General features: G+C 57.5%; 20 protein-coding genes. 7 read left to right on the forward strand and 13 right to left on the reverse strand.

Translation table 11 applies throughout. From position 1 onward, the window contains the following. Nucleotides 1-2 precede the first annotated feature (2 nt). The 3 genes from cydB to cydC are packed head-to-tail and all read left to right on the forward strand — an operon-like array spanning nt 3 to nt 4,347. Entirely contained in the window at nt 3-1,004 is a 1,002-nt protein-coding gene (gene cydB / locus K0B93_RS02800; RefSeq protein WP_219865722.1) for a cytochrome d ubiquinol oxidase subunit II, read from the forward strand. After that, nucleotides 1,005-2,738 (forward strand): thiol reductant ABC exporter subunit CydD, encoded by a 1,734-nt coding sequence (gene cydD, locus K0B93_RS02805; RefSeq protein ID WP_219865723.1) that lies wholly within the window; start codon nt 1,005-1,007, stop codon nt 2,736-2,738. Then, nucleotides 2,731-4,347 (forward strand): thiol reductant ABC exporter subunit CydC, encoded by a 1,617-nt coding sequence (gene cydC / locus K0B93_RS02810; RefSeq protein WP_219865724.1) that lies wholly within the window; start codon nt 2,731-2,733, stop codon nt 4,345-4,347. Before cydD ends, cydC begins: the two co-directional genes overlap by 8 nt. A gap of 9 nt (nt 4,348-4,356) precedes the next feature. On the opposite strand, the gene K0B93_RS02815 is transcribed toward cydC, so the two are convergent. Together K0B93_RS02815 and K0B93_RS02820 are read right to left on the reverse strand one after the other, a co-directional pair. Then, a complete protein-coding gene (locus K0B93_RS02815; protein WP_219865725.1) occupies nt 4,357-5,595 on the reverse strand; it encodes a saccharopine dehydrogenase family protein in 1,239 nt (412 codons plus the stop codon). A 35-nt stretch (nt 5,596-5,630) separates the two neighbouring features. After that, nucleotides 5,631-6,047, reverse strand: coding sequence for a hypothetical protein (locus K0B93_RS02820; protein ID WP_219865726.1), 417 nt, complete (start codon nt 6,045-6,047; stop codon nt 5,631-5,633). A 207-nt stretch (nt 6,048-6,254) separates the two neighbouring features. On the opposite strand from K0B93_RS02820, the gene K0B93_RS02825 reads away from it, so the two are divergent. Together K0B93_RS02825 and K0B93_RS02830 are read left to right on the forward strand one after the other, a co-directional pair. Continuing rightward, on the forward strand, nt 6,255-6,584 hold the full coding sequence (locus K0B93_RS02825) for a hypothetical protein (protein WP_219865727.1): 330 nt from the start codon (nt 6,255-6,257) through the stop codon (nt 6,582-6,584). A gap of 12 nt (nt 6,585-6,596) precedes the next feature. Further along, entirely contained in the window at nt 6,597-7,076 is a 480-nt protein-coding gene (locus tag K0B93_RS02830; protein WP_219865728.1) for a hypothetical protein, read from the forward strand. A 15-nt stretch (nt 7,077-7,091) separates the two neighbouring features. On the opposite strand, the gene K0B93_RS02835 is transcribed toward K0B93_RS02830, so the two are convergent. The 3 genes from K0B93_RS02835 to K0B93_RS02845 form a co-directional block, all read right to left on the reverse strand. Further along, nucleotides 7,092-7,934 carry a putative RNA methyltransferase gene (locus K0B93_RS02835; RefSeq protein ID WP_219865729.1) on the reverse strand — a complete coding sequence of 281 codons (843 nt, stop codon included), beginning with the start codon at nt 7,932-7,934 and terminating at the stop codon, nt 7,092-7,094. A 106-nt stretch (nt 7,935-8,040) separates the two neighbouring features. Next, complete coding sequence (locus K0B93_RS02840) at nt 8,041-8,982, reverse strand: electron transfer flavoprotein subunit alpha/FixB family protein (RefSeq protein ID WP_219865730.1); 942 nt, start codon at nt 8,980-8,982, stop codon at nt 8,041-8,043. Next, nucleotides 8,983-9,732, reverse strand: coding sequence for an electron transfer flavoprotein subunit beta/FixA family protein (locus tag K0B93_RS02845; RefSeq protein WP_219865731.1), 750 nt, complete (start codon nt 9,730-9,732; stop codon nt 8,983-8,985). It abuts the gene before it with no gap. A gap of 527 nt (nt 9,733-10,259) precedes the next feature. On the opposite strand from K0B93_RS02845, the gene K0B93_RS02850 reads away from it, so the two are divergent. Next, nucleotides 10,260-11,912, forward strand: a complete 1,653-nt coding sequence (locus tag K0B93_RS02850) for an electron transfer flavoprotein-ubiquinone oxidoreductase (RefSeq protein ID WP_219865732.1) — start codon at nt 10,260-10,262, stop codon at nt 11,910-11,912. Between the two features lie 117 nt (nt 11,913-12,029). Here K0B93_RS02850 and K0B93_RS02855 read toward each other — a convergent pair whose 3' ends face one another. The 7 genes from K0B93_RS02855 to K0B93_RS02885 all read right to left on the reverse strand — a co-directional run bounded on the left by K0B93_RS02855 (nt 12,030) and on the right by K0B93_RS02885 (nt 17,547). Then, nucleotides 12,030-12,491: an FKBP-type peptidyl-prolyl cis-trans isomerase gene (locus K0B93_RS02855; protein ID WP_219865733.1), complete on the reverse strand. Its 462-nt coding sequence runs from the start codon at nt 12,489-12,491 to the stop codon at nt 12,030-12,032. Nucleotides 12,492-12,690: 199 nt separating this feature from the next. Beyond that, nucleotides 12,691-13,257: a DUF1285 domain-containing protein gene (locus tag K0B93_RS02860; protein WP_219865734.1), complete on the reverse strand. Its 567-nt coding sequence runs from the start codon at nt 13,255-13,257 to the stop codon at nt 12,691-12,693. A gap of 23 nt (nt 13,258-13,280) precedes the next feature. Then, nucleotides 13,281-14,177, reverse strand: a complete 897-nt coding sequence (locus K0B93_RS02865) for a radical SAM protein (protein ID WP_219865735.1) — start codon at nt 14,175-14,177, stop codon at nt 13,281-13,283. Nucleotides 14,178-14,220: 43 nt separating this feature from the next. Next, nucleotides 14,221-14,670: a SixA phosphatase family protein gene (locus tag K0B93_RS02870; RefSeq protein WP_219865736.1), complete on the reverse strand. Its 450-nt coding sequence runs from the start codon at nt 14,668-14,670 to the stop codon at nt 14,221-14,223. A 24-nt stretch (nt 14,671-14,694) separates the two neighbouring features. Continuing rightward, nucleotides 14,695-15,762, reverse strand: a complete 1,068-nt coding sequence (locus K0B93_RS02875; RefSeq protein ID WP_219865737.1) for an NAD(P)H-dependent glycerol-3-phosphate dehydrogenase — start codon at nt 15,760-15,762, stop codon at nt 14,695-14,697. A gap of 70 nt (nt 15,763-15,832) precedes the next feature. Beyond that, a complete protein-coding gene (locus K0B93_RS02880; protein WP_219472532.1) occupies nt 15,833-16,324 on the reverse strand; it encodes an STAS domain-containing protein in 492 nt (163 codons plus the stop codon). A 14-nt stretch (nt 16,325-16,338) separates the two neighbouring features. Continuing rightward, a complete protein-coding gene (locus tag K0B93_RS02885; protein WP_219865738.1) occupies nt 16,339-17,547 on the reverse strand; it encodes a PP2C family protein-serine/threonine phosphatase in 1,209 nt (402 codons plus the stop codon). 114 nt (nt 17,548-17,661) lie between these two features. Between K0B93_RS02885 and K0B93_RS02890 the strand changes: the two genes are divergently transcribed. Continuing rightward, nucleotides 17,662-19,146: an HD domain-containing protein gene (locus K0B93_RS02890; protein WP_219865739.1), complete on the forward strand. Its 1,485-nt coding sequence runs from the start codon at nt 17,662-17,664 to the stop codon at nt 19,144-19,146. Between the two features lie 6 nt (nt 19,147-19,152). Here the strand turns inward: K0B93_RS02890 and K0B93_RS02895 are convergent, their stop codons facing one another. Next, the gene (locus K0B93_RS02895; RefSeq protein WP_219865740.1) at nt 19,153-20,172 is read right to left on the reverse strand and encodes an NAD(P)/FAD-dependent oxidoreductase; all 1,020 of its coding nucleotides are present in this window, start codon (nt 20,170-20,172) and stop codon (nt 19,153-19,155) included. Between the last annotated feature and the right edge of the window lie 49 nt (nt 20,173-20,221).

Genomic DNA, 20,221 nt, shown 5'->3' on the forward strand with positions numbered 1-20,221 from the left:
TTATGGAACTGTTCGATCTGCCCCTGATATGGGCATTCATCATCGGCTTCGGCGTCATCATGTACGTGTTGATGGACGGATTCGACCTGGGCGTCGGGATCCTCTTTCCGTTTGCGCCGAACGAGGAATCCCGGGACACCATGATGAACTCGGTGGCGCCGGTGTGGGACGGTAATGAAACCTGGCTGGTACTTGGCGGGGCCGGCCTGCTGGCTGCTTTCCCGTTGGTTTACTCCATACTCCTCCCCGCGCTGTACATTGGCGTGTTCCTGCTGCTCGCCGGCCTGATTTTCCGGGGGGTCGCCTTCGAGTTCCGCTTCAAGGCCAGAACGTCACGGTATCTCTGGAACTGGGCGTTCGCGGGTGGTTCGACGGTTGCCGCCTTCGCCCAGGGCGCCGTGGTGGGCAGCTACATTCAGGGCTTCGAAACCGCCAATGGGGTTTACGTTGGCAACGCCCTGGACTGGCTGACGCCGTTCACGGTCCTGGCCGGACTCGGTATGCTCGCCGGATACGCCCTGCTGGGCTCAACCTGGCTGATTCTGAAAACCGAAGGCCGCCTGCAGGCCTGGGCCTACCGGGTTACCCTGCCCCTGCTGGCCGGAGTGCTCGTGGTGTTCGGCATTATCAGTGTCTGGACGCCGTTCGTGGACGACATGGTACGGGAGCGCTGGTTCAGCAATCTCAGTGTGATCTGGATCCTGCCGGTACTGACCCTGCTCTGTGCCATGCAGATCTTCCGTTCGGTACGAAACCGCTATGAAGGCATGCCCTTCGTGGCCACCATGGGGCTGTTCATCACCACCTACCTGGGTCTCGTGGCTAGTCGCTGGCCCTATGTCGTTCCGCCGGAATACACGCTTTGGGACGCCGCCTCTGCCTACGAAAGCCAGCTTTTCCTGCTGCTGGGCCTGCTGTTTGTAATCCCGATCGTGCTGGTCTATACCGCATGGACATACTGGGTTTTCCGCGGCAAGGTTCGTGCAGGTGAGGGCTACCATTAAGTGGCAGAAACAGCCGATCGACAGTCTGACGGGGCTGGGGAGCCATCTTCAGCCCCGAATCAGCGTGAGGTAAAACGCTGGCTGGCCAGCCTCGCCAGGGGCAATCGGCAATGGATTCGTGCCACGGTCGCGGCTGGCGTTGTCTCAGGGCTGGCGACTGTTTTGCAGATGTATTTTCTGGCCACCCTTGTCCATCGGGGCGTGGTGGAAAAAGTACCGGTTACCGACCTGACACTGCCCTTTATTCTGGTGCTTCTGGCGATTGTCGTCCGGGCGGCGTCTCAGGGCCTGCAAACCCACATGGCCGCACGCTGCAGTGAAGATGTCCGGCGGGATGCCCGCCGGCAGATCAATCGCCAATGGCAGGCTGCCGGGCCTGTGGCCATCAGTCACGCCTCAGCCGGAGAGCTGTCCCGGGAGTGGCTGGATCATGTCGAAGCCCTCCACGGCTATTTCGCCCGGTATCTACCCCAGATGGTGCTGTCCCTGATCATACCGCTGATCATTCTGGTGCTGGTGTTCACTCTTGATTGGCTGGCAGGCATTTTCCTGTTGTTGTCTGCGCCTTTGATACCGCTGTTCATGGCCCTGGTGGGCATGGGCGCGGCGAAACTCAATCAGCAACACTTCCAGGCTATCAGCCGGCTTTCAGGGCAATTCCTGGACAAGGTCAGGGGCCTGAGCACCCTGCAGTTGTTTGGCCAGACCGAAGCCGCTTCGCTCCTGATTCAATCGCGCTCCGATCACTACCGGCGCATCACCATGAAGACGCTTCGGGTGGCCTTTCTGTCATCTGCCGTGCTGGAATTCTTTGCGTCGATGGCGATTGCCGTCATCGCCATCTACATCGGTTTCGGCCTGCTGGGCTACATTACCTACGGTCCGTCCGACCAGCTCACCCTGTTTTCGGGCCTTCTGATTCTCTTGCTGGCGCCGGAATTCTTCCAGCCACTTCGCACACTGTCCCAGCATTATCACGATCGCGCTGCAGCCCTGGGCGCCGGCGCAGAAATCCTAGAGCGGATGGACAAACTGGGGCCGCGCTTTCAGGGCGATCACCCCAAACGTGTTACGAACCAGGCTGCAGGCCCCGGCGATCGGATAGAACTCCAGTCGGTTACTGTGGAATACCGGCGCGGCCATCCGGTCTTCCGGAACCTGTCGCTGACCTTCGAAAAAGGCTCCTGCGTTGCCCTGACCGGGCCCTCGGGCGGCGGGAAAAGCACCCTGCTCCATTTGCTGGCCGGTTTTGTCGAACCGAACGAAGGTGCAGTGAGTGTGCTGGGCCAGGCCCCAGGCGCTGACAGTTTCGGGTGGCTGGGTCAGACCGGGTTTCTGGTGAACGGCACCTGGGCAGACAACTTGCGGCTGACCAGTCCGCAGGCCTCGGACATCGCCATCGAGACCGCCCTGAAAAACGTCGGCCTGCGGCCCCTTCTCGACAGTCGGGAACAAGGCATCTACAGCTACGTGTCCGAGGACGGACAGGGCCTGTCGGGCGGTCAGGCTCGGCGGCTCAGCCTGGCCCGAATTTTCGTGGCGGACTATGACCTGATTCTGCTCGATGAACCTACCGCCGGGCTGGACACCGACAGCGAAGTCTACGTGCTGGAAGCGCTACACAAACTGGCCCGGGCGGGGAAAACGCTGATCTTCTCAACACATCACCAGGCCCTGCTTACCCTGGCCAACCGGATGTTGCTGGTTACGGAGGGTGAGGTACACGATGCGTGAACTTGCGCCCTGGCTTCGCCTGATTTTCCAGCGCCCCGTTCGACTTACCGTGGGCGGCGGCCTGATATTGATCACACTGGCGTCCGGAATCGGCCTGCTCGCCCTGTCGGGCTGGTTCATTACTGAAACGGCATTGGTCGGCCTCGCCCTGGCGGCCGGCGCCCAGGCCACCATCAATCTTTACACGCCGGGCGGCGGGATCCGGTTCTTCGCGCTGTCCCGCACCATCGGCCGTTATGCGGAACGGGTATACAACCACAACACCGTCCTTCGCCTGCTGACCGACATCCGGGTCTATCTGTTCCGGCGGCTGGCAACCACTACCCCCGTTCATCGATCCGGGCTCTCCGGGGCCCAATGGTTGTCGCGGCTGACTCGGGATGTGGATACGCTGGACACCCTGTACCTGCGGTTGATTGCACCAACGGCTCTCGCCGCCCTGGTGGTTCTGCTCATGGTGGTTCTGGCCGGCGTCTGGTTCAACGGCACCGTAGCTCTCTGGCTTGCGGTGTTCCTGTCCTCGGCGCTTCTGCTCGCCACGCTGGCTGTTTTCCTGCGCACACGGCGGATTTCTAGCCGGCAAAGCGAACGGGAGGAGCGCCTGCGTATAGCAGTCATCGAGCATCTGGAGGGTTTTGCCGAACTCACCGCGGCCGGGCGCACCGGAAAGCACGCGGCCTGGTTGATGCGGCAGGCCCAGCAGCTCAGTTCCGAACAGGCGAAAGCCGACCGGCGTGTCGGCTGGCATTTGGCGAGCAGTCATCTTCTTATCAATCTGGCGGCCGTCTTTACGCTCTGGGTCGGATTTTCGCTGTTCGAGGCGGGCCTGATTTCGGGACCGGTTCTGGTCCTTCTGCCCATTGCCCTGCTGGGGCTGGCAGAGGTGTATGCAGCACTGCCGGAGGCCTTCGGCAAACTGGGAGCCACGGAAAGCTCGGCTGAGCGATTGAGTCGCGAGTCAGACGCGACGAAGTGGGACGGAACGGCCGCCAAAACGGACTTGCCTGCTGGAACGGCCCTGATTGCATCGGATCTGAGTATCCGCCACATCGATTCGGCCCCGATTTTCATGCATTTCAATTTAACCGTCAGTGAGGGGGAGCACCTGGGTGTGGTCGGCCATTCCGGCAGCGGTAAATCTTCCCTGGCGAATGCTCTGTCTGGCCTGATGCCCGCTTATCACGGCTCTGTTAGCCACGTTCCGCTTGCGTACCTCACCCAAACCACCGTTCTGTTCGAGGATACCCTCAGAGCGAACTTGCTTCTGGCACACCCTCAAGCCAGTGATGCCGAGCTGTGGCAGATCCTGGAGCTGGTTGAGATGGCAGAACGGTTTGGATTGGAAGCGGACAAGCTGGACACCTGGCTGGGTAGCGCAGGCAGTCGGCTTTCCGGGGGCGAGGCCCGGCGCGTTGGATTAGCCAGAGTGTTGCTGAGTCCGGCGCCTTTGATCATCCTTGACGAACCCTTCACGGGAGTGGATGCGGCGACCAGGAAGCGGATCTGTCAGAGGCTGGAGCAATGGCTGGAGGGAAAAACGGTGATTGCTCTGGCTCACGGGGCCGACGCCCTTCCGGGCACCGACCGCATGATCCATTTGACTTACTGAGACTGCTTCCTAACGGGTTTCCAGCACATCGAAGGTCAGTCCGGCCTTGCTGGTAAGCCGCTCCATGAGGCTGCCGTCCAGCAGGGACGATGGGGTCCAGAAGCCCCCTTCCTTCTCGGCCGGCACATCGAATGCCAGGCACATTCCGGCTTCCCCGAGCATTTTGCCGGTGGAGCCGTAACCCGGATCGCGATCGCCCGTCACCTTGGTGATAATGGTTTTGCCGTCCTCGGTGCGCCCGACAAACCGGAGGTCATAGAATCCGGCTTTCTGGGCCGCCGGGCTGGGGCCCTCACCGGGCTTCGGCACGAATTTCTCAACCAACCAGCGCGTAGGTTTCAGGGCCGAAGCCGTTAAGAAAGCGCCCAGGCCACCGGTAATACCGTAGGCCGCCAAACGGCCTTTTATACCACGCCCAGCCATCATTGCCTCATCATAGGTAAATTCCTTACCGTAACGGGCGTTCTGCAGGGCGTTAGAACGGTGAACGATCCGGGTATTGATCGCGCCCATAACAAACGGCGCCAACCAGACGTCGAAGGTCTTGTCGTATTCGGCGCCCTTCAGGCTCGGTTGACGAGTCTTGGAGCGGTGTTCCGGAGGACAGATGGAGAACGGGTTTGCCAGCTCTTTGCGAAGCTTGGAATCGGCTGCCGCTTCCTTAACAGCGTTCATCAGCGATGCCACGGTGCCACCGGAGAATTCGCCCTTGGCAACCTTAACTCGCATGCGAACATCGCGACAGGGCGCGCCAAAGGTTTGCTCCGCTTTCTCCTGCAGGAACCAGACGCCCATGTCAGACGGGATGGAGTCGAAACCACAGCTGTGGACAATCCGCGCGCCGGAGGCCTTGGCCTCATCCTCGTAACGGTCGACCATCTTCCGGATCCACTGTACCTCACCGGTCAGATCGCAGTAATCCGTGCCGGTGCGAACGCAGGCCTGCACAAGGGGCTCGCCATACAGCGCGTAGGGGCCCACTGTGGAAATGATCACCCGGGTCTGACCACACATCGCCTGCAGGGCGCGCTCGTCCGAGGCATCGGCCAGGATAACCGGAAGTTCTTTTGCGTCTTTCCCCAATTCCTCTTTCAGGGTATTCAGCTTGGTTTCTGAGCGACCGGCGATCGCCCAGTTCACGGACTTACCCAATCCGTAGGTGTCGAGCAAATACCGGGTAAGAATCTGACCGACAAAACTGGTCGCTCCAAACACAACCAGATCATAAGTCGCGGCTGATTTAGTCATTGCTCATCCTTAGTTCGATATAATAATTTATGTGATCAAGCGGCGGCGCGCGGTGCGCGGGCCCCCATCAGGCGCAGGAAGGTCGCCACGCCAAGGCCCCAAAATCCATTAAGGATCAGGCCGCCAATCCAGGTTTGCGCTGAAACATCGAGGCCCTTGAGCGGGAACACCACGAGCATTGCCACTGCGGTAGGGCCGATGGCACCCACCAGGACGTGCCCCAGCCAGAATTTGCTGCCGGCCAGACGGCCAAGTATCAACCAGAGCACAAGGCCCCACAGGCCGCCGAAAAATGCCAGTGAAAGGACGGACGGAACCCCAAGCGGTGGAACAGGAGTCAGGTTGAAAGGTGCCATCGGCACCACGCCGCCCAGATAAAAAAGCATGAACATTCCCTGGTGGAATACCAGGGTTGCAAGAAAACCGGCGATAAACGCCTTGAACCAGACCATAATAATTTCCTTAAGTGGGACAATCGTAGGTCTTAACCCCTTGATTCTGCATAGCAGTCACGCACACTGCAAATCTTGTTGGCTGTTTTGAGGGCAGGTTCCAATTTCACCACAGACTTTCGAGATCACGTCGTCAGGGCCAATCGATTGTCATGGTTTGTCAGGCAAACTGCGAAAAACGAGTTTAACGACCCACGGAGATTCGAATTGACCACAGTCCTGGTGATAGTAAGCCTGGTTCTCGCCACTTTCAGCGGTTTTCTGTGTTGGCAGGTGCTGGAACAGCGGAAATTGATCGCCCGCATGATGGAAACCGACAACATTGAGAACCCGGATCAAGACCCGGAGTTTGTTCTTACGCTTCGGGTGCTCGATCCGATTGCCATTGCCAAACGGGAATCGCGGTCAGCCCGGGTACTGGCAGACCGGCTTCCGGTGATGGTCCGGAAAATGGTGTATCAGGAAGTGATGAAAGAGCTGGAGTCCGAACTGGCCGAACGTGAAATCGATGTCGAGATGCACATCGAGTATCGGTAGGAGACCTGCCACATGACCCCTTACCTTTTGATATGCCCTGCCCTGTTACTTGTGTCTGCGGCAGCAATGGGCTTTACATTCCGGCAACTGCAGGTGGCCCGGCGGCACCTGAGAGTACTTAACTCCCATCGGATTGCCGCCCACAGTGCGATCCAGAAAAGCCGGATGGATCTGCTTGAGGTGCGAAACCGCGCAAAGCTGCTGGAGGACACCGTGTCAGGCGGGGCCAGCGCCGTGGAAAAGGTTCACAAGGCAATATCCAACACGACCTTTGGTCTGATTGACCTGTTCTCTGAGGATGCCGAGTTTCGTGAAAGTACCCGGAAAGCGAGGCAGACACACGATCAAACCAGTGAGACCCTTTATAAGACGGTTCGGACCACCAACAAGGCCCTGCACATCCTCGCCGATACCCTGATTATCGGAAAAGCCGAAAAACGGATCGTTTCGCGCAAGCCCGGGCGCAACCGGGCACCGGACAAATCAGGTTAGGCAAGCGAACGGGAGTCAGGTCTTCTGGAATCGTCTGAGCACAGCATCCACGGTGACGGTCAAAGTCGTCAGTGCCGCGGCCTTCTCAAGCCCTTCAGCGCCGGCGCGGTATAGATGCGGGGTCATTGCCAGCAAATCCGAAATGACGTCCTGGCTGCCCAGAGTAAGGCTGTATTTCACGTTTTCACTACCAACCAGATGGAAACCCTCCGGGACAGCCTCCCTGTCAGGCCGATCGGATTTCAGTTCCGGATAGATTATCTCCCGAAGTTCCTTCAGGTGCTCCGGGCCCGCATCGATCTGGAGGATCTGACCACCCGGTTTCAGAACCCGGCGGAATTCGCCGTACACCGGAAAACCAAAAAGACACAACACACCATCCAATTCGTTCGACAACACCGGCAGATTGGCGTTACTGCCCACCACCCACCTGAACCGCTTATCCTGTTTTGCGGCGGCCAGGACTGCCCATTTCGAGATGTCGAGCCCCAGGCCTGCAACATCCTGGCTCCCCTCCAAGGTATTTGCGAGTCGCCGTACATAATAGCCCTCACCACACCCGGCATCGAGAAACGACGCAGTGGCGTGTCCCTGGACCACATCAGCCGCTCCGACGTTAACCGCATCGGATATCCGCTCGTAGTAACCCGCGTTGAGAAACCGTTGGCGTGCCGCCACCATCTCCTTACTGTCGCCGGGATCCAGGGAGCGTTTTTTCTGCACAGGCAACAGATGGACATAGCCGTGCCGGGCAATGTCGAAGCTGTGCCCGCTTTCGCAACGCCAACTCCTGTCGGCTCGCAATAAGGGCTGTCCATCCAGAGGGCAAGCCAGTGCTTCAAAGGGAGAGACGGTCATGACGAGGCATCCGAGTGGCTACTGTGGTTGGTTAAGGGCATGGGCTATTTTATGAGCAGGCAACAAAAAAGGCACCCGGAGGTGCCTTTTTCAACCGAAGAAACTATCAGAGTACTTTCTTCAGTTCTTCTTCCAGCTGCGGAACTGCTTCGAACAGGTCCGCTACCAGGCCGTAATCGGCCACTTGGAAGATCGGCGCCTCCTCATCCTTGTTGATCGCAACGATCACCTTGGAGTCGGACATACCAGCCAGGTGCTGGATGGCACCGGAGATACCAACAGCAACGTACAGCTGCGGAGCAACGATCTTGCCGGTCTGACCAACCTGCATGTCGTTCGGCACGAAGCCAGCGTCAACCGCGGCACGTGATGCACCAACAGCGGCGCCCAGCAGATCAGCAACCTGCTCCAGCATCTTGAAGTTGTCGCCGTTCTGCATGCCACGACCACCGGAGATTACAACACCGGCACTGGCCAGATCCGGACGGTCGGATTCCGCTTTCTGCTCACTAACGAACGCGGAAATACCGGCATCCTTGACCACGTCCAGCTGTTCTACAGCGGCAGAACCGCCTTCGGCAGCAACCGGATCGAAACCTGTCGGACGAACGGTAATAACCTTGATGCTGTCACTGGCCTTCACGGTCGCGATCGCGTTACCTGCATAGATCGGACGAACGAAGGTGTCTTCGGATTCAACGCGAATGATGTCCGACACCTGAGCAACGTCAAGCAGGGCAGCAACACGAGGCATGAAGTCTTTGCCGGTGGTACCGGCAGCCGCCAGAATGTGGCTGTAGCCCTTACCCACTTCGGCAACCAGCTCGCCCAGGTTTTCGCCCAGGAAGTGACCATAAGCGGCGTTGTCGGCAACCAGTACCTTGTTCACGCCTTCGGCCTTGGCAGCTGCTTCCGCAACGGCGCCACAGTTCTCACCGGCAACCAGGACGTCGATGTCCCCGCCGATGGCCTTGGCCGCCGCTACAACATTCAGGGTAGCCTGTTTCAGGCTGCTGTTGTCATGTTCAGCAATTACAAGGATGCTCATTTAGATCACCTTCGCTTCGTTCTTCAGTTTATCGACCAGCTCAGCAACGTCAGCCACTTTCACGCCAGCCTGGCGGGCGGCAGGCGCTTCAACTTTCAGCGTGGACAGGCGCGGGGCAACGTCGACACCCAGATCAGCCGGGCTCACAGATTCGAGCGGCTTCTTCTTGGCCTTCATGATGTTCGGCAGAGAAGCGTAACGAGGCTCGTTCAGACGCAGGTCTGTGGTAACAACCGCCGGCAGGTTCAGAGACACGGTCATCAGACCACCGTCCACTTCGCGGGTTACGTTAACCTTTTCGCCATCAACAACCACTTCGGACGCGAAGGTACCCTGAGCCATACCGGTCAGTGCAGCCAGCATCTGGCCAGTCTGGTTGTTGTCGGAATCGATGGACTGCTTGCCAAGAATGACCAGCTTGGGCTCTTCTTTCTCGACAACAGACTTCAGCAGCTTGGCCGCTTCGAGAGACTGAACCTCTTCGTCTGTTTCCACGTGGATACCACGGTCAGCACCCAGGGCCAGGGCAGTACGGATTTGCTCCTGTGCAGCTTTCGGGCCGATGGAGACCACCACGATTTCACTGGCAACACCCTTTTCTTTAAGGCGAACCGCTTCTTCAACCGCGATTTCACAGAATGGGTTCATTGCCATCTTGACGTTGGCGAGATCAACACCGGTATTGTCCGGCTTGACGCGCACCTTTACGTTGTAGTCGATTACTCGTTTTACAGCGACCAGAACCTTCATAGATTCCTCGTTCTTCTACGATGGGTTTAAAGACTCGCAATCAGAAACACTCTTTTCGCGACCCCGCGGCTGCGGATATCGGAGTATTCTTGATTCCTCTCGCTTCGGCGTGAATCCAGAATTATGGGCGTTCACGTCAAACGTTACAAACAGCTTCCTCACGCGGGGCCTGCTGTCACGGCGGACTAATACTGCAGGCAAAGGTTGAATGGGTCAATAGCCCCATCCGACGCGTCAGAAGCGTTTCTCAAGCCAATCGGCCGGTGTTGACTCGGCCTGGCGGTGAGACGATACTAAAAAACGCCTCAGAACACACGATGTTTCGGTGCGCACTTACAATGCCAAAGGACGCAGAGAATTTCAAACAAACGTTTGTTTGATTCTTTAAATACGATATCCTTTCTTCCTAATAAGTCGGCTTGTTCGGCTTTGGGCAGTCGTCTATAGGCACTTTTACCGGTATGATGTCGGCCCAGAATTGGCCTGCGGGCAAATAATATCCATTAAAGAAGTTTGAGGAGACCAACGTGGAACGCGAATCGATGGAATTTGATGTTCTTATCGTCGGCGGCGGCCCGGCGGGCCTGTCGGCAGCTTGTCGTGTCATGCAGTTGGCACAGGAAGCTGGCGAAGAACTGACCGTATGCGTGGTAGAGAAAGGGTCTGAAATCGGCGCGCACATTCTCGCCGGTACCGTATTCGAGCCCACTGCCCTCAACGAACTCTTCCCGGACTGGAAAGAGAAAGGCGCCCCGCTTAACACGCCGGTCACTCGTGACGATATCTTCCTGCTGAAAGATCAGCAGAAAGCGACCAAGATCCCGAATGGTTTCGTGCCCAAGAACATGCACAACCACGGCAACTACATCATCAGCCTGGGCAACCTCTGCCGCTGGCTCGCTGAGCAGGCCGAGCAGCTGGGTGTGGAAGTCTACCCCGGCTTTGCTGCTGCCGAGACCATCGTTGAAGACGGTCAGGTCAAAGGCATCATCACCGGCGACATGGGCGTGGCCCGTGACGGCTCCGAGAAAGACGGCTACATGCCAGGCATGGAGCTGCGCGCCAAGTACACCCTCTTTACCGAAGGCTGCCGGGGCCACCTGGGCAAGCGCCTGATCAACGAATTCAAGCTGGACGAAGGCAAGGATCCCCAGCACTACGGCATCGGCATCAAGGAGCTGTGGGACATTGATCCGTCCAAGCACGAGCCGGGCCTGGTTGTTCACACCACAGGCTGGCCGCTGAACGAGAGCGGCTCTACCGGCGGTTCTTTCCTGTATCACCTGGAAAATGGCCAGGTGTACGTTGGCCTGATCACCGATCTGTCCTACAGCAACCCGCACCTGAGTCCGTTCGACGAATTCCAGCGCCTGAAGCTTCACCCGGAGATCAGCAAATACCTGGAAGGCGGCAAGCGCGTGTCCTACGGCGCCCGTGCCATTTCCAAAGGTGGTTACAATGCCCTTCCGAAGATGAGCTTCCCGGGTGGCCTGTTGCTGGGCTGCGACGCTGGCACCCTGAACAGCTCCAAGATCAAGGGCTCCCACACGGCCATGAAGTCTGGCCTGCTGGGCGCTGAAGCTGTATTCGAGGCGCTCAAGGACGGTAAGGCCGGCGAAGAAATCACCGATTTCCAGAAGCGTTTCGAGGACAGCTGGCTGTATAAAGAGCTGTACGCCGAGCGTAACTTCGGTCCGGCCATGCACAAGTTTGGTAACATCGTTGGTGGCGCGATTGCCTTCTTCGAGCAGAACATCCTGCGCGGCAGCCTCCCGATTACCTTCCACGACACGGTACCGGACTACGCGACACTCAAGCCCGCGTCCGAGGCCAAGACCATCAGCTATCCGAAGCCGGATAATAAGCTGACGTTCGATCGCCTTTCTTCGGTGTTCATCTCAAACACCAACCACGAAGAAGATCAGCCAGTGCATCTGAAACTGACCGATCCGGATATTCCGCTCAAGGAAAACCTGCCGAAGTATGACGAACCGGCTCAGCGCTACTGCCCGGCCGGCGTTTACGAGGTTGTCGAGAAGGACGACGGCAGCGGCAAGAAATTCCAGATCAACGCCCAGAACTGCGTTCACTGCAAGACCTGCGACATCAAGGATCCTGCACAGAACATTAACTGGGTAACTCCGGAAGGCGGCGGCGGTCCGAACTATCCGAACATGTAAGTTTGGAGCGCAACGGAAAGCGGCCCTTCGGGGCCGCTTTTTTGTATCCTGAAATCATTCAGGCATAAAAAAAACGGCTCCCGGGGGAGCCGTTTTTCGTTGGAGCTTCTGACAAGCTTAGTGAGCGTGACCGTGCTCTTTTTCTTCGTCAGTAGCTTCACGAGCCTCTACAACTTCTACGTCGAAGTGCAGGGTCTCGCCAGCCAGCGGGTGGTTGGCATCGATGGTGACGGTTTCGTCGCCGACTTCAACGACACGGACAACCTGGGGGCCACCCGGGGTCTGTGCCTGAAACTGCATGCCGGGCTCGATCGTGTCGACACCTTCAAAAGCTGAGCGCGGAACCGGTTGGACCAGTTCTTCGTTAACTTCGCCATAACCTTCTGCCGGCTCAACAGATACTTTGACCTGATCGCCAGGATTCTTTTCGTTCAGTGCACTTTCCAGTCCACCGATAATGTTCTGGGCACCTTCCAGGTAAGACAGAGGCTCGCGACCTTCTACACGGGAGGAGTCAAGCTGCTCTCCCTGGTCGTTGGTGAGCGTGTAATGGATGGTGACAACACGAGGTTGGGCCATGTGATCTCCTTGCGTGTCGCAATGACTGTTTAATGAATTAAGGTAATCGAAAGTGATCTTGAACAGTCAGACTGCACAGAGGGACTGACGACCACCGGGCCTCGTTAGAGAGCCAGGCTCGTAACAAGTATGAAAACACAGTTTAACAACTGAGTTGATGCGTTTTCTACCGTTAGAGGTGGGGGCGACGTATGGGTTTTCAACCACCCCGGCCGATTTTGTAGAAATTTCCGCGACTAAAAACCCCCAGCATCCGGTCGTCTGCCCCGCCCTGTTCAACAACATGATTGGCCAGATCGTAAAATGCTGCGGTCACCAATCTTGCATCGACACCGTGACGAACCCGAACGACCGGGCGTGGTTCCTCGGAATCCGGATACACCCCGACATCGAGCGGGTGGTCCTCTCCGACCTCGAGCGTTTCACCCACATTGGTCGTCAGCTTGATGACCTGATCCTGCCCCTCACCTTCGACCGTCAGGGAGTGAGCGAGCAAAGGGGTGTCTTCCACCTGGATCCGCCACTTCTCCACCGGGGTTACCAGGTAATACTCGCCGTCTTCTTCCCGGCGCAGGATCGTGGAAAACAGGCGAACGATCGCCTCGCGGGCCAGCGGCTCACCTTTGTGTATCCATTGCCCGTCCCGGGTGATGCGCAGATCCATGTCACCGGAGAGTTCGGGGTGCCATTGGTCGAGCGGCGGTTGTTCGGGGTTCTTCACAATCTGCTCCACTTGCCTGGCGAGGTTTTCCGGGTTCTGGCTCATACGATGGCTCCGCAATCTTTCCGTTACAACCCACGCATCCATTCCGCCCTGAGCGGAACGGCACCGGGGCTGCTGATTGCCAGATCAACCTGATCCAGCATCTTCTGTTTGTCGCGCCCCAGCGTTCCTTTCAGGACGAGGTAGTTTGACGCGTGGTCACTACGAAACACCGTGCGTTCCAGCTCAAGATGCTCCAGAAACAGTTTGATTTCCTCGAATAGCCCCTGCTGGGACAGAGGCACAAAGTCGTCCCCGAATCCTGCCCGGAACCGTTCCTCTCCCTGAGGAAAGCTCACGACCAGCGTAGACAGGAAATCCGGCTGCGTTTCGTTGCACAGTGTGGCGGTATTGATGGCATGCTGGCGCGACAGGCTTTCGCCACCCAGCCCATTCAGAACCATTACCGAGCTCGTCAGACCCGCCTCCCGGATTTTCAGCAACGCAGAGCGGGTGGATTCCCAGGACTCCCCTTTATTAACCCGGTTCAGTATCTCGTCGTCTCCGGATTCCATCCCCACGTAAAGTATCTCTAGCCCGGCGTCCTTCAGCTGTGCCAGCTCTTCCACCGTTTTCTTCGCCAGGTTTCGGGGCAGACAGTAACTGGACACCCGCCGCAGATCCGGAAAGGCCGCCTTCAGATCTGCCAGGATCTCCAGCAGACGCCGCGTTGGCAGCACTATCGCGTCGCCATCTGCCAGGAAGACCCGCCTCACACCCCCGAGGCTGCGCGCTGCTTTGTCGATATCCCGACGAACGTCCTCCGGCTTGCGGGCCCGGAACTTCTTCTGCGGTTGGGTGTACATTTCGCAAAAGGTGCATTTGTTCCAGGAACACCCGTTGGTTACCGGAAGGATGAGGGATTTCGCCTCACTGGGCGGGCGAAAGACCGGCTCAACGTAATCAATGGGAAAACTGTACATATCAGGAACTCAATCAATAGCAGGAAATTCGATAAGGAGGAGATCAGGGCAAAAACTGGGCTTTCAAGTCTGCACATCCGGGACCGACCACAGGCATATCTAGCAGCACCGCCTGCGACGTCATAAAGGGAATGCCATGGCGGTGGCCGTCGACCAGCAAGGTGGCAAGACTGCCCACCAGGGGCATGTGCGAGATGAGCAGCAGCGGTGAGGTCCGGTTTTCCAGCAAGGCGTCAAGGCACAGGCCAGGATCGTCATCCGGCGTAAGGAACTGCTTCTCTTCCACGGCACAGTTCAGGATTTCCGACACAATGGCCGAGGTCTCTCTGGCCCGCACGTAAGGGCTGGTCCAGATCAGCTTGGGTCGCCACGGGGATTCCGCCATCTGCGCAGCAGACTCGGCAACATGCAGGCGCCCGGCTTCGGTCAGCTCGCGCTCCTGGTCAAGCGTATGCCAGCCAGCTTCGCCGTGCCGCATGATAAGCAACTGCACAGGCAACCCTCCACTGAATAAACGTTACTGACTGATCGTGCGCGGCAGTATAAATTCCACGTCGGAATTCTGCACCGCCATCATCAGGCTGTTGATGACTGCCTTGATGGACGCCGTACCATAGAGAATTTCGTACAAACCCCGCACCAGGGGCATGTAGATCCCGATAGCCTCGGACTTCTCTTTCACCAGTTTCAGAGTATAAATACCCTCGGCGACCTGGCCCAGCTCCGCCACGGCATCGTCCAGCTTCTGGCCCTTGCCCACGGCATAGCCAACCCGATAATTCCGGCTCTTGGACGAGGTGCAGGTCACGATGAGATCCCCCACCCCCGCCAGGCCCATGAAGGTCATGGGGTTGGCGCCGAGGCTGACGGCGAAACGGCTCATTTCTGCCAGCCCGCGGGTAATCAGCATAGCCTTGGCGTTTTCACCCATTTCCAGAGCCGACGCGAGACCGGCCACGATGGCATAGATGTTCTTCAGGGCGCCCGCCAGCTCCACGCCATAGATATCCACATTGGCATAGACCCGGAAATACTCACAGCCGAGCAGATCCTGCACTGTCCGCCGCACGTCCGGATCTTTGGCGGCGATCACCGTCGCAGTCAGATCCCGGTTTACAATTTCGCTGGCAAGGTTGGGGCCGCTAAGAACACCGATGCGGCAACGCGGTATCTCCTCCTGGAGAATCTCGCTCATCAGCTTGAAACCATGCTCTTCGATGCCTTTGGTCAGGCTGACAACAATCTGGCCGTCACGGAACTGATCGCTGTGGTCCCGGATAACGAACCGAAATGCTTTGCTCGGTATGGCGACGAAAACAATCTCGGCATTGCCCACAGCCTCGGCGAGATCTGTCGTAGGCTGGATATCGCCGGAGAGCTCAACGCCTGGCATGTATCGGCTATTGATGCGGGTCTTGGTGATTTCTGCTACTTGAGCGTCATCGCGCATCCAGAAGTGAACACGATGGCCGTTTTCGCCCAGCACTTTGGTCATTGCCGTACCGAAGCTGCCACCGCCAAGTACCGCTACGTCGTGTACCGGCCCCTTGGCGCCATTGTCTTGAGGCGAGTTCTTTTCAGACATAACTCTTCCACTGTTTTATAAAAAAAGACGATGAGAACCCGGAGCGCTTCAGGATCAAAAACGTGCCGGCTTAACCGGGCTCTTCACATTCGAGCGCACGCACCAGATTCTTGAACTCTTCCCTGTTCCGGCTGTTCAGCCCCATCAGCACCTTGTGAGCGTCCAGGACCTTATCGCGGACCTGTTGCTCGCTGGCTTTCAATACGGGAATCTCTTCGAGCTCTTCAATACGGGACGCGGGTTCTCGAACAATAATGAAAATCTTGTCGAACCCCATGGATGTGATAATGCGGGTAATATCCGGGTTGGTGGAAATCAGCGTGGGGAGGAAATGGCTTTGTTGCTGGGCGGCCATGGCGATCTTGGCGAGGAGCCCGAGCGTGGTGCTGTCGATGATTTCGGTTTCAGTCAGATCAACGACCACGGTTTTGAACTGGGGATCCTGGGTGATGGACTCAACCAGATTGTCCAGCGTCGAACACAGGTTCAGCCGGATTTCGCCAATAAACTTCAGGACATAGATGCCCTGTTTTTCAGCTTGCAGGATCTTGTAACCAGCCATTTTTCACACTGCCACTATTTCGACGACGTGTTATCTGATCCGATCATGGTATCAGTAACCGACACGATAGCTATATCGTCCGGTAATTCCGTGATCTCGTCGAGATTCAGAGCCTCATTAAGGGAGGCGATAGTGTGACTACCTCCTGAAACGAGTTCAAGTAGCGTCCTTTCCTTTTCATCAAGGCTTTTGGCGCGAATGACCTCCAAAATGCCGTCCGAGAACAGGATTAGCCGGAACGGTTTATCCAGCGGTATTTCGTAAACCTCCCACTGGGGCGCCTCAAAAAGGCCTACCGGTAACCCACTCCCCTCCAGAAACGCAGTTTCGCCGCCTTCAAAGGACAGAATGGGCATCGGGAAATGGGCCCCTACTGCGTACTTTAATTTACGCTCGTTGACAGAAATAATGCCAACAAACACGGTTACGTGTTTGCCGAGACCCGTATCAAGCAACTCCGAATTGATCCGTTCAAGGAAGCGATCCGGGTACAGGATGTCATCACTGGACTGGCGCCGGAGGTTCCGCTGCAACCGGTTGGTCAGGTTTTTCAGAAGCACGGTGACGAAAGCGGAACTGGCGCCGTGGCCCGAAACATCGGCAATGTAGACCAGCACCTGGTCTTCGGAAATGCGAAAGTAGTCCAGGAAATCGCCACTGAGATACAGGGACGGTTTTATCAGGTGATCAACATGTAACCCCACCAGATCCTGCTCATGATCCGGAAGCATGCGCAGCTGAACTTTCCGGCCGGCCCGCTGATCCGCCCGAAGTTCGGCAATACCGTTGCGCAAATCCCGATTCGCTTCCTCCAGTTCGTGGCGGTAAAGCTGATTCAGGCGATTCACCCGGACACGGTCAAAGAGCTTTTCAATGACGTCATCCAGTGCGCCTTTGTCATCGTTGCAGGGCTTTAGCACGAAGTCCGCAGCCCCTGCCCGGAGCGCTTTTACCACGTCGGCGCTGGAGTCACTAGTGGAACAGCAGACGATGGGCGTGAAGGTTTCGGATTCCTCCAGGCGGGAGGCAAGGTCGCCGATCGCTGATGGCGGAAGGTCTGCAAAGATGACATCAGGAATGCTATCGTCAAACAGCGTCTTGGCAGAAGACAGACCGGAATACCCGGTAACATAAAAGCCTCGGGCCTCCAGATAATGAGCCAGATCCCGGCGGGCCTTTTCATCAGCATCAATAATCAGTATGCGCTCGGTGCGCGAGGTCATGGCTGTTGCCCTAAGCTACCAGCGATAAAAGGAAAATCGGCTTTAATAAGCCTATTCTGGCACGACCCTGTGATATAACAAGGCCAGTTTTACTAAATTGGGAGATTCCTGGATATGAGAAGTGCCGTAAACGACTTGCTAGGCGCTTATGACAAGCTGATCATGGATCCAGTCCATGGCGGCATCCCCCTCTACCGGCACGAAATCCAGGTTATCGATCACCCCCTGTTCCAGCGCCTCAGAAACATCTGCCAGAACGACATTCTGAGCCTCGTTTTCCCGGGGGCAACCCACTCCCGCTTTCTTCACAGCATTGGTGTCATGCATGTGGGAACACGCATGTTCCGATCCATGATCGACGCCTATCTACGGGAACGACAACTAAGCAAGCAGACGGACCTCAGCCTGAGCCAGCTTGATGCAATCGACTACCTCGCCAAGACCATTCGCTTGGGGTGTCTGCTGCACGACAGCGGCCATTCCAGCTTCTCTCACCAGTTTACGCAGGCCCGCCGCATTCGCGACCTGATGTCCCGCCCGGGACGCTTCGGAGATCTCTGGACCGGCGTCGAATACTCGGCCTACCATTCCGCTGAGCCGGATGAACTGGAACACGAGCACTATTCCGTACGCGTTGCCCACGACGTGCTCACGGCCGTCGATCTGGAGAGTGCCGGGCTCTGTGCCCGCGATGTCATCGGGATCATGGAGACTACGGATGTGTCGCCCAGCGACACCTTTCGCCGCCACGCGCGAACGTTCTGGGCTTTTATTGCCGGTGAGGACGCTGAATCCGGATCCCTGATCAGCAACGATATCCCCCGCATGGTCATGGACCTGCTTAAATCGATCGTTTCCGGAGAAATTGATGCGGACCGTGCCGATTACATGCTCAGGGACGGTTTCCACTCATCAGTGACTATCGGTGGTTTCAATCTGGACCACCTGCTGAGCAACCTCCGGTTCGGCTGGAACGTTTCCGAGCCGTGGCTGGGATTGGCGATTACCCAGAAAGGCCTCGGAGCCCTTGAGGATTTCGTGTACAGCCGGCACCAGATGTACCGCAAGGTCTACGCCCACAAAACGGCCCTCGGCTTCGACTGGCTTCTGCGGGAAGCCATCAATGAAGTGCTGGAAGACCCCGAGAATTTTCAGTGGGTGGATACCTGCCTGAGCGACATGCGGTTTTTCGCCGAGCTGACCGACAACTTCTTCTGGGAAGCCTTCCGCAAGGTCGCAAGGCGAAACCCGGCCAGCTTCTCGTTCTGCATCGTCAACCGGGTCAAACTCAACCATCTCGACACCCGAGAGGATCTGAGCGATCGCGGCATTGAGCGTCACAGCGCCTGGCTGGCGCAGGAACTGAAGCTCAATCCCGCGCACGTCGTGACCTGCTCCATGCGGGCAAGGTTTTCGAATATTCAGGATAACTTCAACGGCATCAAGGTCCTGACAAGGGATCCGATCAACCGAAAGCGGTCATTGAAGAAGATTACGCACGTCAGCGCCTTTTTCAGCAAATTCAGTGACGGTACGATCACGCACTTCTACCTGCGCCCGGACGTAACCACCCAGGGCCAGGACGGCATGACCGAGTAACCGGCGTCAGTCATCCTCCGACATTGCGGCCACCAGGCTGCAAGCACTGTTGAAGGCGCCTTCAACCCGCCCTCCACTGAGCCAGTCTCCGGCGATGCCAATGTTCTGATCAGCAAACCAGAGGTGTCCGGGCTGTTCGCTGTCCGCCGAACGGGCATAGAGCCACCGGTGAGTCACCACCTTGTCCGGCTCGCCGGCGGAACCGACCAGTTCCCGGAAGGCGTCAACCATCAACTGCGCGACGTCTGCCGCGGGCGTTTCTACGTGCTGTTCGGTCCATTCCGGGTTGGCATGCAACACCCACCATTGGCCGGAGTCTTCCCTGCCGGGCTTGCTGGAGTTGTTAGCCACCCAATAAAGCACCGGGTGTTCAACACGCATCCCTTCGTAAGCAGCACTGGGCGCATGCTCGAAATGCGCCGCCACTGCCCAGCAAGGTAATACCTTTTTGACGGGCTCATCCAGCTTGGCCGCCAGCTCGCCAAGATTGCTGTCTACCAGCAGGGTCCGGGTCTGGGCCGGGGGCGCCGTGATCACTACTTGATCGAATTCACCAAGCGCGGTGCCTTCCGTGTCCGTCAGAGACCATCGACGCCCCACTTTTTCAAGTGCTTCAACCCGGGTCTCCGCCACCACTTGAAGGTGCGCGGAGAGCGCCCGGGAAATAGCTGTCATTCGGGGGCTTCCGACGTACCGGGGTTCATCCGGGAAGCTATCCCACTCACCTCGCTCATTCCGGAACGCGAATCGGCCCTGCCACTCGGCGAACGCGCTATCACCGGCGAATTCTTGAAGGAATGGAAGAAATGCAGGATTACGGGCGGTGAAATACTGAGCTCCTACGTCCGCCGATCCGCCCTGAACCCGTTTGGCTGCCAGCCTTCCACCCGGACCGCGGCTTTTCTCGAAAACCGTGACATCGTGGCCCTGTCGCTTCAACTTCAGGCCGGCCGTAAGTCCGGACAGGCCTGAACCAACAACTGCAATACGGCGTATATGGGTTGACTGCGATGGCTGATTAAACATGGGTTATCGTGCATCCAAAGTGATGAGTTAGAACGTACAACCCTGCAAG

Source organism: Marinobacter sp. F4218 (assembly GCF_019443085.1).
In the GTDB taxonomy this organism is placed as follows: domain Bacteria; phylum Pseudomonadota; class Gammaproteobacteria; order Pseudomonadales; family Oleiphilaceae; genus Marinobacter; species Marinobacter albus.